General features: G+C 57.0%; 9 protein-coding genes and 1 other annotated feature. Of the genes, 1 reads left to right on the forward strand and 8 read right to left on the reverse strand.

Annotation, left to right across the window (positions count from 1 at the left end):
- Positions 1-275: 275 nt before the first annotated feature.
- Positions 276-521: a binding site (T-box leader), on the reverse strand.
- Between the two features lie 106 nt (positions 522-627).
- From FE784_RS01965 to fabF, 3 genes are all read right to left on the reverse strand, one after another.
- Complete coding sequence (locus FE784_RS01965; RefSeq protein ID WP_139600441.1) at positions 628-1839, reverse strand: HEAT repeat domain-containing protein; 1212 nt, start codon at positions 1837-1839, stop codon at positions 628-630.
- A 659-nt stretch (positions 1840-2498) separates the two neighbouring features.
- A complete protein-coding gene (locus FE784_RS01970) occupies positions 2499-3605 on the reverse strand; it encodes a DUF3900 domain-containing protein (protein WP_139600442.1) in 1107 nt (368 codons plus the stop codon).
- 113 nt (positions 3606-3718) lie between these two features.
- The gene (gene fabF, locus FE784_RS01975; protein WP_139600443.1) at positions 3719-4957 is read right to left on the reverse strand and encodes a beta-ketoacyl-ACP synthase II; all 1239 of its coding nucleotides are present in this window, start codon (positions 4955-4957) and stop codon (positions 3719-3721) included.
- A 187-nt stretch (positions 4958-5144) separates the two neighbouring features.
- Between fabF and FE784_RS01980 the strand changes: the two genes are divergently transcribed.
- Positions 5145-6008: a helix-turn-helix transcriptional regulator gene (locus FE784_RS01980; RefSeq protein ID WP_139600444.1), complete on the forward strand. Its 864-nt coding sequence runs from the start codon at positions 5145-5147 to the stop codon at positions 6006-6008.
- A gap of 76 nt (positions 6009-6084) precedes the next feature.
- Here FE784_RS01980 and FE784_RS01985 read toward each other — a convergent pair whose 3' ends face one another.
- The 5 genes from FE784_RS01985 to glgB all read right to left on the reverse strand — a co-directional run bounded on the left by FE784_RS01985 (position 6085) and on the right by glgB (position 13827).
- Entirely contained in the window at positions 6085-8058 is a 1974-nt protein-coding gene (locus FE784_RS01985) for a glycoside hydrolase family 15 protein (RefSeq protein WP_139600445.1), read from the reverse strand.
- 25 nt (positions 8059-8083) lie between these two features.
- Positions 8084-9514: a glycogen synthase GlgA gene (glgA, locus tag FE784_RS01990; RefSeq protein ID WP_139600446.1), complete on the reverse strand. Its 1431-nt coding sequence runs from the start codon at positions 9512-9514 to the stop codon at positions 8084-8086.
- 80 nt (positions 9515-9594) lie between these two features.
- On the reverse strand, positions 9595-10707 hold the full coding sequence (gene glgD / locus FE784_RS01995) for a glucose-1-phosphate adenylyltransferase subunit GlgD (protein ID WP_176705897.1): 1113 nt from the start codon (positions 10705-10707) through the stop codon (positions 9595-9597).
- Positions 10704-11867 carry a glucose-1-phosphate adenylyltransferase gene (locus FE784_RS02000; protein ID WP_139600447.1) on the reverse strand — a complete coding sequence of 388 codons (1164 nt, stop codon included), beginning with the start codon at positions 11865-11867 and terminating at the stop codon, positions 10704-10706. Before FE784_RS02000 ends, glgD begins: the two co-directional genes overlap by 4 nt.
- Before the next feature lie 46 nt (positions 11868-11913).
- Positions 11914-13827 carry a 1,4-alpha-glucan branching protein GlgB gene (gene glgB, locus FE784_RS02005; RefSeq protein WP_139600448.1) on the reverse strand — a complete coding sequence of 638 codons (1914 nt, stop codon included), beginning with the start codon at positions 13825-13827 and terminating at the stop codon, positions 11914-11916.
- Positions 13828-13965: the final 138 nt, after the last annotated feature.

Raw genomic sequence — 13965 nt, forward strand, 5'->3', positions numbered from 1 at the left:
CTCCCTAATCTCTTTCCCCAAAAAGTGAAGTGAAGCCTTTGCAGCTTAGTCCGGGTACTTTTCGGGGACCCCGAAACCTTCCCCAAAAAGTGAAGTGGTACCTTTGCAGCTAAGTCCGGGTAGATGGTTCTGACCCTTATTTCGCCCAAATGCCGAGAATCGGCATTACTGCGGCGAAATATCCCGAATAAGAGTCGCAAACCGCTTCTATTGCCGAGCGGCTCGCCCGACTCATAACATAACAAAACAAAAAACCTCAAGTCGCTAGCGCATTCGCTAGGGACGAGAGGTTTATTTTCCCGTGGTACCACCCTAGTTGGCACGGACCGTACTTCGGCCTATGCCCACTCTGCCCCTTAACGCGGGGGTGACGATCCGGTTTTCCGGGAAATGCGCGTACGCTCTCCGGGTCATACCGTTGGCTCCAAGGCGAGTTCGCTGCTCCCATTTACCGGCTTGCACCGAAGCGCCGGCTCTCTGCGAAATGAGAATTCACTACTGTTCCTTTTCCAAGCCTGTAATCGATATGGAACTTTCAAACATTATAAATGCAAGCTGTAGTCAAAGTCAAGATGCGACTCCATTCGACCTGCGGCAGACGCATTATGCCATGCGGCTACACCTCGTTCAATTGCTGTCGGAGGCTTGGCTCAGCTGTGCTATGCCTGTCCGGAATTTGCCGGCCGCCTCGATCGACGCCTGAAAATCCGGGCTTGCGCTCAGCAGCCAATTGCGGTGCAGCAGTGCCGTATCGTCGGCTTCCGGTTCCCCGTACGGCCATTTGTCGCCGACCCCGACGGCATATTGCTTCATCAGCATCAAAAACGCGCTGCTCCATTGCCGGGATTCTTCAACGGTCGGAACGAACGGATAGTAATGATCGTATGCCGCACGGATAAGCGTATGGACGACCTCCTGCAGCGTGGCCGGAATCTCGGCCTCCGCGAGCTTCTCGGCCAGCTCGGGCGGCAGCTCCTGCTCATCCGTCGCCGCATGCCGCTCGTAATCCTCGTTTGCTACGACTCCCTGCTCCTTCGCCATCCACAGCTTCATCCGGTCCAGCGCCGGCTTAAAGGCGGCCGGCACCGAGATGGTGAGCTCCGGCGTCGGGTCGTCCAGATTGATGACGAACGGCTCCCCCATTTTGTGAATTTTAATATTGCCCCGCACTCCCAGCCAACGGAGCGACAGCAGCGCCTGCGTAATGACCTTGCCATTCAAATCTTCATTGCGGCAAACTCTGCGCAGCAGCTTCTCGCTTCTCGGGTCCGGTATCATGCACAGCAGCCTGACGGCGGTCAGCGCCTTATCCGTTCCTTCCTCCAGCCAAAGCTGTATCTGCTTGTATACGGAATCGATCGGCTCCTTGGACACCCAGTCGAGCTCCGTCGTTCTTCCCGCGAACTCCTCCAAGCTGAACATGCCTTGCAGCTTAAGCAGCGCTTCTCCCTGCTGCTCTTCCAGCTTCCGGTAGCCTTGCTCCATTTCGTCGGCCAGCTGCGCGTAATTTTCCCGGTCCTGGCTGCCGAGCCCGAATCGTTTCGTCATCGCGCGGAACCATTGGGCGAGCGCGAGAGGGCTTCTTTGGAACATCATCATTGCAAACGTAACCAAATTTTTGTCGAACGGCAAACCTTCCTGCAGCGCGAACCGCGCCAACGCCGTCTGCGCGTCCTCTTCGCGCCTCATCAGGCTGAAAGACATAATAAGCCCGTTCCATGCATTGGCGTTCGTATTCTCTTGCGCGACAGCGCGGTAGAAAGAAAAAGCGGCCGCGCCGTAAGAATCGTTCTCCAAATAAAAACGGCCCATACTTCCAAAATCTCCGAATGGATTCATCAGCTCTCGACCCCTATATGAATAATAAGACAAGTATACCTTACAAACGATAAGAACGTCCATCAACGTAATTCGGGAAGGTCAACAGCAGTGTAACCGTTACCTATCCGATAAGCCGAAAAAAGCAGCCTGGCAGGCTGCTAGTAGTATCAGGAAGGTATCTAATACAGCGATTCAGCTCAGAAGTCCATTCCCTTTTACGGAGAGACTTCACGGGATTGGGAATGCGATTGGCTAAGGTCGCCCAGACAGGTAAGACAGGTAAGACAGGTATGGATCTCCGCTGCTCCACCGTTGCGTTTCAGCACTGGATCAAGCCCTTTGCAGGAGTGCCAGATTTCGGCGGGAACGTCCGGAACCGGGCTTCGACATCTCCGACAGCGATGGAGAATAGCGGAGCCGGCGGTCCCTTAAGCTGACCTGCATAAATGCAGGTAGATTCGGTTCAAATATGCCCCATCCGGCTATCTGCCTGCAAAAGTGCATGTATTTTCCCGGAAAAAGCCGATTTAAACGAGTAATGGTGCGATCAGCCTGCACATTTGCAGGTAAAAGCGTCAACAGGAAGAATTGAGGCCAAACAAGATGCGCATTTGCAGGTAGATTCCGGACGGCCCCCGACCACTGGATTGTTCCCGCAGCGATAGCCATTTCTTTCATTACCAAGGCACGCCGTCATCGCCGTGTCCGCCGTCAGGAGGCGGTACGGGCTTGTCGATCAGCTTGCGCGTCACGTCCTCGAACGACTCCGGATGGAGCAGCTCGACCGGTGAAAAGCCTTTCTCGAACTGAAACGTATCGCCCTCGATCAGCAAAATATATCGCCCGTTCAGCTGCGCCACATGCACCGATTCGCCGTAATCGGCGAGCAGCGCCTTGACCGATACGCCGTCGAGCTTGAACTTCAGCTCGACCTCCGGCTGGCTCTCGACGATGCGCATCGTCGCCTCCGCCACCTGCTCGTGGCTCCACTTCTGCTGCAGCTCCCGCTGCTCGCTCGCGGCCCACAGTTCGATTTCCTCCTCCTCGCGCTGCTTTCCTTCGTGCTCGGCCGGTTGGTCCTGCCATTTCTGTTCGATATAATCTTGGACCATGCCCATGACCTGCTCGTTGATCAGCTCCGGAACCGACGGCTCGTAGGAAACGAATTTCAGGAAATCCTCGAAATATCGGGCGTGTGACGACTGGTGCAGCTTCAGCTCCCATTCCTCCAGCATCCCTTCCTCGGGCATGTGCGGATATTGGATCGCCTTGATGTTTTTGGCGCTGATGGCCATGTCGACGTGGCGCACCAAGCTTTTCTCGTCCGCGACCGAAGCGATTTTCGGCTCGAAATCGCACTTCATGACGAACAGGATCGGATCGTCGAACCATTTGCTCAGCTTCGCCGCCGCCACGATAAGCGCTCCGCCCCGTACGGCGCTCGTATCCATATAAGCCCGCACAAGCTCATCGCCGGCATAATGAAAATCCTGTTCGTTCTCCGCGAACCGGATCCGTTGAAACAACGCATAATTCGGATTGCCCGCCAGCTCGAAGCCCGGCTCCACGATGAACCGGCCGATCTTGGTCGGCACTTGCTCGGTAAACGGATTTCTTTCGGCCTTTCGCTTGACGATACGGGCGAATTCGCCGTCCAGAAACTTTTTGAGCTCGCTCAGCTCGTACGCTTCACGGTCCAGCGTCTGGTAATGCTTAAACGATTTGGACGATTGATCGTCGGTTTGAATAACGAAGAACGACAAGTATTGGATGGAAAAGTCCACGGCTATAACGCTCCTTCTTCGGTTGCCTATCTCCTGCAGTCGGAAAAAGCCCAGACCTATACTTTAGCAAAAATGCGCTCTTCTTGGAATACCCGATTCGGATTAGCTCCTCCTCACGCCTCGTACTTGCGCAGTACGATTACCGCATTGTGACCTCCGAAGCCGAACGAATTGGACAAGCCGGTCCGGACTTGCGCCACTCTGGCTTTGTTCGGCACGTAATCGAGGTCGCATTCCGGATCGGGATGCTCCAGATTGATGGTTGGCGGAATAACGCCCTCCTGGATCGTCTTGATAAGCGCTACCGCCTCGATCCCGCCCGCCGCGCCGAGAGCGTGCCCGGTCATCGATTTGATGGCGCTGATCGGGATATCGTAAGCTTTGTCGCCGAACAGCCGCTTGATCGCTTTCGTCTCGGAAACGTCGCCCAGCTGCGTCCCGGTTGCATGCGCATTGATCGTATCGATTTCATCGGGACGCAGACCGGCGTCCGCCAGCGCCTCCTTCATCGCCCGGTACGCGCCGCCGCCTTCCGGATCCGTGGCGACCATATGATAAGCATCGGAGCTGGCGCCATACCCGACAATTTCCGCATGGATGGCTGCCCCTCGCCGCAAGGCATGCTCCAGCGATTCCAGCACGACGACGCCCGCCCCTTCCGCGGCCACGAAGCCGTCCCGCTCCGCATCGAACGGGCGGCTCGCACGCTCCGGTTCGCCATTGCGGGTCGACATCGCGCCTGCACTGATGAAGCCGGCCAGCGGCAAATCCGCGATCGTCGCTTCCGAGCCCCCGGCGACGACCGCATCGGCTCCTCCGCGCTGGATCAGCTTGAACGCTTCGCCGATCGCGTTATTGCCGGTCGCGCATGCGGTAACCGGCGCCAGCACGGGGCCCTTCAAGCCGTACAGAATGCTCACCTGTGCCGCGGCCATGTTGGCGATCATCATCGGAACGAGCGTCGGACTGACGCGTCCGGGCCCCCGTTCCAGCAAAGTCCGGTAATTATCCAGCATCGTCTGGATCCCTCCGACGCCGGAACCGATATAGACTCCGATCCTTTCCGTATCCGCCTTGTCCAAATCGAGAGCCGCATCCTCAAGCGCCTGCTTCGCCGCCGCCACCGCAAGCTGGCAGTAACGGTCCATGCGGCGAACCTCCTTGCGTCCTATCGCGGCATCCGGATCGAAATCGCGTACGATTCCGGCGATTTTCGTTTTATAGGCCGAAACGTCCAACGTGTCAATAGGAGAAATCCCCGACTTGCCGGAGGTCAATGCCGTCCAAAACGTATCCACATCATGTCCTGTGGGCGTAATGACGCCCATTCCGGTAATAACGACCCGTTTCATACGATATCATCCCTTTTCCGAGTATATGGTTAAAGCCGCGAAGGGGACTAATCACAGCTTTTTGCATGCTGCCATACCTTCTCCACGGCTATCCGATATTGTTAGCATGTCACAGGTTTTATCCTATTACAAGTTATAGCTTATCCTGGTATAATGACTGATAGGAATGAAAGGAGCGGAAACTACCATGAACGACGATCATCGGCTGACGGCGCTATCCGAATTTTTGACCGCACACCGGGCCAGACTTCACCCCCAGTCGGTCGGACTTCCGGCAGGGGGACGCCGAAGAACGCCGGGACTGCGGCGGGAGGAGGTGGCGCAAATCGCGGGGGTCAGCACGACCTGGTACACTTGGCTCGAGCAAGGCCGCGACATCCGCATGTCGGCACAAGTGCTGGATCGGATCGCCTACGCGCTGCAATTGAACGAGGAAGAGCGCAAATATATGTTTGCGCTCGCGTTCGAGCAGCCCGCCTCCGCGCCCGTCGAGGAACGCGCAGCCGGACTGTCGCCCGCGCTGGATATCATTCTGGGAGAGCTGCGGTATTGCCCCACGATCGTTTCCGATCGAAGATGCGATATCGTAGGCTGGAACAATGCGGCTGCGGCGGTGTTTATGGATTTTGCCCATGTACCGGCCGAGGAACGGAATTTGATCTGGCTGCTGTTTACGAGAAAAGAACTGCGGACGCTCGCGGTCAATTGGGAGGACTTTGTCCGCGGTTTCCTCGCGATTTTCCGCTACTACTACGGCAAATATGTCGGAGATGCTTGGTATGGGGATTTTATCGAACGGCTGAGCGGGCAAAACGGGGAGTTCCGCAAACTATGGGACATTAACGACGTAAGCTCCGCGCCGGAGGTATTCATCGAATTCCGTCACGCCAAGGCGGGCAAAATGCTGTTCGACCTTACATCGATGCAGGTGCAGGAACGGGCCGATCTGCGCTGCAGCGTCTACACGCCGTCGATCGGCTCCGATACGGAAACGAAGATGAAGCGGCTGATGAGCCGATTGGGGGAAGCCTCGCGGCCCCGCCCGATATGACGCCGCATTAAAAAGAAAACCGACGGAAGAACAAAAGCGCCGCGTTGCTCGCTTCCATCTCCCGTCGGTTGCTCGGTTACCCGTTAAATGCGGCCAGCAGCTGCTCGCGCTTGCGAACATATTTGCATACGGTTTCCACGTATGTCGCATGCGACCATGTGAGCGGGGCAACCGACAACGCAGTGCCCTCCGACGGATGAAGCTGCTCTGGCAAGTTTCCTCCGGATAGAGTCCATCCCGCCACCTTCTCAAGCGTCGTCCGAGGCTCGTCCAAATCTTTAAGCATTAGCGCCGTCTCGATTTGAAAGTTGGCTACCCACAATGTACAGATGATCCACGGATTGCCGGGAACGTGTTCGATATCGCCGCTCTGCTGGAAATAATAATCGTTCGTATAGCGGGCGATGCCGCCCACCTCCGTACGTACGGCCAAATCGCGGGCAATCGCCTGCATCGTGCGGCTTACCCGATCGTCGCTCGCGGGGAGCACCCCGAACTCGAACAGGCCGAACAGGCTGCTTTCCAGCGTCATATCCTTCTCCCAGCCGTACTCGCGCTGAACGAGCCCTCTGGCGAACCGCCCCGATTCCTCGTCCCACAGATGGGCCAGCATGCCGCGCTTCATCCGTTCGGCCGTGCCGCGGTAGTTGTCGCTGCGCTCGTAGTCCCCGAACAAGTCGGCAAAGTAGGAAGCCGCCATCAGCCCCCCGTACACGCTGGCTACGGTGTAGGTCCATATGCCGTACCGTTCCTCCCACAGATCGTAGCTCGGCAGCGGCAGTCCGAGCGTCGGCTCCACGTAGTCGCACAAAAACGAGGCCGCCTTGCGCACCAAGGTCGGGTACAGCGCCTGCGGCAGCTCGATTTCCCCGTGCCGCTCGTAGTCTTTCCATAACGCGAACAAGACGAGCGCCGTCTCGTCCTCCTGAATCGGAAGCCGCGGGATTCCTTCGACTATGTAGGGGTGCCAGCTGGACCCGACCGTTCCGTCGGGATTGTATTTGTGATACAAATACCCTTCGGGAGACAGCGCGCGGTTGCAGAAATGGAAAAACGGCGCAACCGTCCCGTGATACCCGGCCAGCGACATCGCGTCGGCAATAAGCGCGCCATCTCGAGGCCACATGTAGCTGTAGTGGTCGCGGTTGTACTGCAAAATATCGGTATCGTTCGCCGCGAGAATCGCTCCGTGCTCGTCGATCTGCGTACGGACGATCAGCAGACTGTGCTTGAACAGCCGTACGATATTTCCCGGCAAATCCCCGAAATCGCTCCCTACTCGCGACAGCCAATGGTTCCAGTAGATGACGATCCGGCTGAGCAGCTTCTCGGGCTGGCTTTCCTGAACGTATTGGTCGAGACGCTTGACGTCTTCCAGATGCGGTCCGACCGACATCCAGTAATAGACCGTTCCTTCGCCTCTCGGAGGCAATATCGCGCGCAGGCTGATCGTGCTGTCGACCGAGCCTTGCGCGATGGCGTTCCCCATCAGCTCGCCGTCCTCCGCGTCCCGCCAAGTCCCTTCCGCGGAGTGGAATCGCTTGATCCCCGTCGTGTACTGATGGATGCCGCCGAGCTTCGAGCACCCGTTGAACATGAAATAATACTTTTTCTTGTAATGGAACACGGTCCGGTTGTCCGGATAATAAGCGGCCGTATCGCCGACCTCGTTGCCGTCGATCATCAGATCCTGATGGAAGAACAGCCTGACCTCCTTCGGCTCGCCGGTCAAATTGCGAATAAATACCCGCTTGATATAGATGCACTCGCGCTGATGCACGCCGTCGTTCATTTGCAGCTCGAGCCCCAGTCCTTCGTGACGGGCGGTAATGTTCGTCACCAGCGAGTTCTCGATATAGCCGAGCTCGATATTCCACTCCGGATCGTCCAGCCAAACGAACGCCCCGTTGCTCCATACGCCGAACCGGCAAGCTTGTCCGCCGGTATGGTTCACCTGCCCGACATAAGGATAATAAATATCCCGGATGAAGCAGCGGCTGTCCAGATTGATCAAAAATTTTCCGTTTCCGATGACTAGATGTCGGGCCATGCGCACAGTCCCTTCCGCAAGTAATTTATCCGGTCGCAAGCTCCCGATACAACAGGTGGTATTGCTTGGAGGAGGCGTCCCATCCGCAATCCTTCTTCGCCCCGTTCAGCACGATCTGCTTCCATGCCTCCGGATTGCCGTAAAACGACAATGCGCGGCGAACCGTGTACAGCAGATCGTGAGCGGAGGCCGGACCGAAGCTGAAGCCGTCCCCTTCGCCCGTAATCTCGTTATAGGCTTCCACCGTATCGCGAAGTCCTCCGGTCTCCCGGACGATCGGCACGGTGCGATAGCGCAGCGAGATGAGCTGGCTGAGCCCACACGGCTCGAAGCGCGAAGGCATGAGGAACATGTCGGATGCGGCGTATATGCGGCGGGCAAGCCCCTCGTTGAAGCCGAACCAGACCGCGATCCTGCCCGGATAACGCTGCACGGCATCGCGGAGCATCGCTTCGAAGCCGGGATCGCCCGCCCCGAGCACGGCAATTTGCAGCGACTCCTCCATGAGCCCGGGAAGCGCCTCGCCGATCAGGTCGAACCCTTTTTGCCCGACAAGCCGGGACACGATGCCGATTAGCGGCACGTTCTCGTCCAGCGATAGCCCCAGCTCCTCTTGAAGCACCGTTTTGTTTTGCCGCTTCTTCGCCAAGGAATTCCGGTAAGGCACCTTCAAGTGGGAATCGTTCATCGGGTCGTAAATATCCGTATCGATCCCGTTCACGATCCCGCGCAAATCTTCGGAGCGTTGGCGCAGCACCCCGTCCAGCCTTTCGCCATACTCGCCCGTCTGAATTTCCAGCGCGTAAGTAGGGCTAACCGTCGTCAGCTTGTCCGCATAGCGGAGGGCCGCTTTCATGCAGCTGCCCGCCCCGTAGAACTCCAAGCCTTCTTCGCCGAACAAATCGTCGCCCGCCGAGAGCAAATCCTTCAGCAAATCTTGGGAAAATACCCCTTGATACATCAAATTATGAATCGTAAACACGGTCCGGATGCGGTGCAGAGCCGGATTGTAGGCATAGCGGGTGCGCAGCAGAAACGGAATGAGTCCGGTTTGCCAATCGTGGCAGTGGATAATATCGGGAAGCCGTTCCGAGCGTCCCAACGCCTCCATGAAGGCGAAACAGTAAAAAGCGAACCTCTCCGCCTCGTCCCCGTACCCGTACAAGCTTCCCCTGTTGAAATAATACTCGTTGTCGATCAGCAGAAACCGCACCCCGTCGACCGTTATTTCCTGCAGCCCGCAATATTGGCTGCGCCAGCCGAGCGAGACGTGAAACGTTTCGAGCGTTACCGCGTCCTCCGTATAGGACGCCGGAATTTCCCCGTATTTCGGCAGCACGACCGTAACGTCGACGCCCCGCTTGAGCAGCGATTTCGGCAGCGCGCCGACGACGTCGGCCAATCCGCCCGTCTTGACGAGAGGCGCCGCTTCGGACGCCGCGAACCAGACGTTCATCAGTTCCCCTCCTAAAGTAAGCATTCCATTCGCGACGAAACTCATTTTCCATTGCGGCAGGTCCGATAGGGACCCGCCCTCTATATGACATTCCGCTTCAAGGCGACGAAGGGCACTTGAATGGAGCCCTTCAATTCCCGCAGCGGCCGGATTTCCACTTCTTTGTCCAGAATGCAGTTTTCGAGAAAACCGCCTTCGCCGACGACGCCGTTCTGCATGACGATGCTGTTGCGGACGTAAGCGCCCCGTCGCACCTTCACTCCCCGGAACAAAATGCTGCGTTCCACCGTTCCTTCGATCTCGCAGCCGTTGGCGATCAACGAATGGACGGCTTGCGCGCCGCTGCGGTAACGGGTTGGCGGTTCGTCCTTTACCTTCGTAAATATCGGGTTCGGCTGGAAAAACAGGTCGTTCCATACGTCCGGATCCAGCAGATCCATATTGTGCCGGTAATACGCCGGAATCGTGTTGACGACCCCGAGCGCCCCGTCGTGCAAATAAGCGTTCACTTTAAGCTCGCCCAATCGGGACAAAATGGCATGCCGGAAAAAATGGTCGCGGCCTTGCGCCAGCGTCGTCTCGACAAGCTCGATCAGCAACTCTTTGCGGAGCACGTACATTTCCATCGAGACGATATCGCTTTCGAGACGCCCGAAATGGTCCTGCATTTCGAGCACGCGTCCGTCGGCGTCCAGCCGGGCTTTGCGGGTCAAGCCGGTTTCCGCCCTCGGCCAATGTTTGCAGACGACGGTAATATCCGCTTCCTTGGCCCGGTGATGCTCGAGCACGCGTGCAAAATCGATGTTGCACACCATATGGCTGCGGGTCACGACGATATACTCGGCCGTACTGCGGGCGAAATAATCGCGGTTCCGGTAAAAATGATGCAGGTCTCCTTTGCCGAAATCGCTCTGATCCTCCATCGCCGGAGGGAGCACGAACAAGCCGTTCTGCTTGCGGTGCAAATCCCAATTGCTTCCGGAGCCGAGGTGATCCATCAACGAACGGAACTTCGTATGCGCGAACACGGCCACCTTCGGAATGCCGGAGTTCACCATCGAGGAAAGGACGAAATCGATCAGCCTGTACCTCGCGCCGAACGGCACCGAAGCCAAGCAGCGGTTCGCGGTCAAAGGACCCATTTCCTCCGTCTCATGAATCAGGTTGATCACGCCCATCATTGGCAGCTTCATACCGTTTTCGCCTCCTCCAGTGATTGCTCCGCCGATATTCCTTCGCAGCTTCCGACTACGGCGATTTCATCGGAATCGAAGCTTCCGATCTGCATGCCTTCGCCTACGACGGCACCTTCTCCGACGATCGCACGGACGATTCTCGCTCCTTTGCCGATGATCGCATGGGGCATAATGACGGAATCCTCGACCAGGCTGTCTTTGCCGGTTTTCACGCCGTGGAACAGCACGGAACGGTTGACTCTGCCTTCCACGATGCAGCCTTCGTTGATAAGCGAGCTTTGAATGCTCGCTTCCGGAGATACGTAATGCGCGGGGCGGTTCGGATTCACCGAGTAGATGCGCCATGAACGGTCGTTCAAGTTCAAAGCCGGCTCATCGTCGAGCAAGTCCATGTTTGCTTCCCACAAGCTTTCGATCGTGCCTACATCTTTCCAGTAGCCCGCGAACCGGTGGGAAAACAGTCTCGCCCCGTCGCGGAGCATTTTCGGAATAATATCTTTGCCGAAATCGTTCGAGGACCCGTTGTCGGCCTCATCTTGCATCAAAGCTTCGCGCAGCACGGGCCAGGAGAACATGTAGACGCCCATCGAGGCGAGATTGCTGGTCGGCTGCTTCGGCTTCTCGGCAAACTCGACGATCCGGCTCTCCTCGTCGACGCTCATGATGCCGAACCGGCTCGCGTCGGCCCACGGCACCGATATGACCGCGATCGTCGCGTCGGCCCGGTTCCGCTTATGCGATTCCAGCAACAGGTCATAGTCCATTTTATAGATATGGTCGCCGGATATGACGAGTACGTATTCGGGGTTGTAGCGTTCGATAAACCCGATATTTTGATAGATCGCATTGGCCGTTCCTTTGTACCAAACCCCGCCTTTCTGGCGGACATATGGGGGAAGCACATGCATCCCGCCTTCCCGGCGGTCGAGCCCCCACGGACTTCCGATTCCGAGATATTGATTCAGCACGAGCGGTTGGTATTGGGTCAGCACCCCTACGGTATCGATTCCGGAGTTGACGCAGTTGCTCAGCGTGAAGTCGATAATCCGGTATTTGCCTCCAAAATGAACGGCCGGTTTGGCCAAATCTTTCGTCAAAATGCCGAGACGGCGACCTTCTCCACCAGCCAGCAGCATCGCGATGCATTCGTTGCGCATAATCCATTTCCCCTCTCGGTTGTAAGTTGGTTTTGCTCGGCGTACGCTACCCTACGACGGCATTCCGCACCGGTTCGAGCAGCAGAAACGATAAAGGAGGAACGGGGAGCTCGACGCTGCAGGGCTGGCCGTGCAGCTTCCGGCGTTCGGCTTTCATCCTGCGCGGCATCTCGTGGCCGGAGCCGCCGTATTCGGGGGCGTCGCTGTTGAAGAGAAGCCGATACGACGATGCCGACGGCACCCCCAGCCGGAAAACCGGATAGAAATGATTGGAAAAATTGCATATGGCGATAAAGTGGCTTTTCGCTTGCTTCCCCCAACGAATAAACGTAATTACGCTTTGGGCCGCGTTGTCCGCATCGATCCATTGAAAGCCTTCGGGCGCGTGGTCGCATTCCCAGAGGGCGGATTTTTTGGCGTATAGGGCGCTCAAATCCCGCATGTAGCCGTGCATCGCACCGTGCATCGGATAATCCAGCAGCATCCAGTCGAGCGCTTCCGCGTCCTTCCATTCGTCGAACTGGCCGAATTCGCCGCCCATGAACAGCAGCTTTTTTCCCGGAAATGTCATCCAATATCCGTAGAACAAACGCAGGTTGGCAAATTTCTCCTCATAGGTGCCGGGCATTTTGTTAAGCAGGGAGCGTTTACCGTGAACGACTTCGTCATGCGACAGAGGCAGCATGTAATTTTCGGAGTAGGCGTACATCATCGAGAAGGTGACTAGCGAATGCCGGGCCGGTCGGTGAACGGGATCGGTCTCCATGTAGCGGAGCATGTCGTTCATCCAGCCCATATTCCATTTGTAATTGAAGCCTAAGCCGCCCTTGTAGGTAGGCGCGGTCACGCCGGGCCAGGAGGACGAGTCTTCGGCGATCATCAAGGTATCGGGGTAAAAGCGAAAAACGGTTTCGTTCAGCTTGCGCAAAAATTCGAGCGCTTCGAGGTGCTCGCTCCCGCCATGCCGGTTAAACGCATGCATCTCGGGCGGCTTGTCGAAATGCAGGTCGATCATGCTGGCTACCGCGTCCACCCGCAATCCGTCGATATGATACACGTCGAGCCAAAACAATGCGTTCGAGATGAGGAAGCTGTGCACCTCAGGCTTCGCGAAGTCGAAGGCGAGCGTGCCCCACAGCGGCTTCTCCGCTTTGCGGGGATCGGCGCTTTCATACAGGGGCGTGCCGTCGAACAATCGCAGACCGTGATCGTCTTTGCAAAAATGTCCGGGCACCCAATCCAGCAATACCCCAATGCCCCGCCGATGGCAGCAATCGACGAGCGTCTTCAACCCTTCCGGCGGACCGTATCGACTCGTTGCCGCATAATATCCGGTCGTCTGATAGCCCCATGAACGGTCCAGCGGATGCTCCATCAGCGGGAGTATCTCGATGTGCGTAAAGCCTCTGGAATCGACATAGTCGGCCAATTCCTCGGCTAGCTGGCCGTATGTGCGGAACTGCTCGGGAGCGTCCAGTCTCCAAGAGCCCAGATGCACCTCATAAACGAGCATCGGCCGTTCGTAAGGAGGACGATTGCGTTTCCGCCTGAACCAGCCGGCGTCGTTCCAACGGTAACCGTCCAGCCGTGCAACGATCGAGGCGGTCCCGGGCCTGAGCTCCGCCCGAAAGGCAAACGGGTCGGCTTTCAGCCTTTTGCCGCCATGCCTGTCGACAAGCTCGTATTTGTAAATCGTTCCTTCCGCGATATCGGGCACGAATCCGCTCCATACGCCTGTCGTTCCGTTCCGCTGCAGATGGTGCCCTGCCCCGTTCCAAGCGTTAAAATCCCCCACTACGCTTACTTCAGCGGCATGCGGCGCCCAAACGGTGAACCGTACGCCCGCGCCTCCCCCGACCCGGCAAAGATGTGCGCCGAAGGTCCGGTAGGCGCGAAACAATTGGCCGTGATTGTACAAATACAGATCGTCGGAAGTGACGTACGGTGAAAGTGTTGCCATGCCTCGGGGCACCTCCTTGGACCGAGAATGATGAACAGCCAACTTATAATGTTAAAGTTTTGTAAAGATACCTAACAACGAATGCAACTTACAATTCTTATTATAGAGGAAAACAAAACGTTTTTCATCCAAGTTTTC

The sequence above is a fragment of the Paenibacillus hemerocallicola genome, assembly GCF_006265175.1.
Taxonomy (GTDB): Bacteria; Bacillota; Bacilli; order Paenibacillales; family NBRC-103111; genus Paenibacillus_AB; species Paenibacillus_AB hemerocallicola.

Bases quoted from the DNA above. Each gene is read 5' to 3' on its own strand.
- FE784_RS01965 (WP_139600441.1), bottom strand. From the start codon at position 1,839: ATGAATCCATTCGGAGATTTTGGAAGTATGGGCCGTTTTTATTTGGAG.
- fabF (WP_139600443.1), bottom strand. From the start codon at position 4,957: ATGAAACGGGTCGTTATTACCGGAATGGGCGTCATTACGCCCACAGGA.
- FE784_RS01980 (WP_139600444.1), top strand. From the start codon at position 5,145: ATGAACGACGATCATCGGCTGACGGCGCTATCCGAATTTTTGACCGCA.
- FE784_RS01985 (WP_139600445.1), bottom strand. From the start codon at position 8,058: ATGGCCCGACATCTAGTCATCGGAAACGGAAAATTTTTGATCAATCTG.
- glgA (WP_139600446.1), bottom strand. From the start codon at position 9,514: ATGAACGTCTGGTTCGCGGCGTCCGAAGCGGCGCCTCTCGTCAAGACG.
- glgD (WP_176705897.1), bottom strand. From the start codon at position 10,707: ATGAAGCTGCCAATGATGGGCGTGATCAACCTGATTCATGAGACGGAG.
- FE784_RS02000 (WP_139600447.1), bottom strand. From the start codon at position 11,867: ATGCGCAACGAATGCATCGCGATGCTGCTGGCTGGTGGAGAAGGTCGC.
- glgB (WP_139600448.1), bottom strand. From the start codon at position 13,827: ATGGCAACACTTTCACCGTACGTCACTTCCGACGATCTGTATTTGTAC.